1 protein-coding gene is annotated in these 425 nt (G+C 70.4%); it reads right to left on the bottom strand.

The features are described 5' to 3' along the window. On the bottom strand, nucleotides 1–425 hold a 425-nt coding region (locus tag LPA42_RS33455), incomplete at both ends, for a hypothetical protein (RefSeq protein WP_228987154.1).

Here is a 425-nt window from a genome sequence, read left to right as displayed (position 1 = left end):
ATCCACTCGTTCGCAATCTCGCCCCAGATCGGCGCGCCGCCGGTGTTCTCGTTCCAGGTGACGTAGTGCTCGCCGTCGTAGGAGACGATCCAGCCGTTCGCGGTCTCCTCGATGGAAGCCGGCTCGCCCCATGCCGGGTCGGCGTACTTATCGATGGCCGCCGCCAGATCGTTCGGGACCATCGCGGTCTCGCCGTCCGCGGTAGCGATTTCGGTGGTGTCACCCTCAGCGCCGGCAGCAGCGCCCGCGCCTGCAGCGCCCTCGGCACCCTCAGCGCCGTCTTCGCCCTCAGCGCCGTCCTCGGCGCCAGCGGTCTCGGTGGCGGTAGCGGTCTCGGTCGCGGTCTCCTCGACCACGGTGGTGCCGTTCTCGCTGTCGCCCTCGTCGGAGGAGCAAGCGACCAGGCCGGTGGCCAGGGTCAGCGC

The organism is Micromonospora sp. DH13, assembly GCF_020873825.1.
Classification (GTDB): domain Bacteria; phylum Actinomycetota; class Actinomycetes; order Mycobacteriales; family Micromonosporaceae; genus Micromonospora; species Micromonospora haikouensis.
This window is presented reverse-complemented; position numbering and strand designations above follow the sequence as displayed.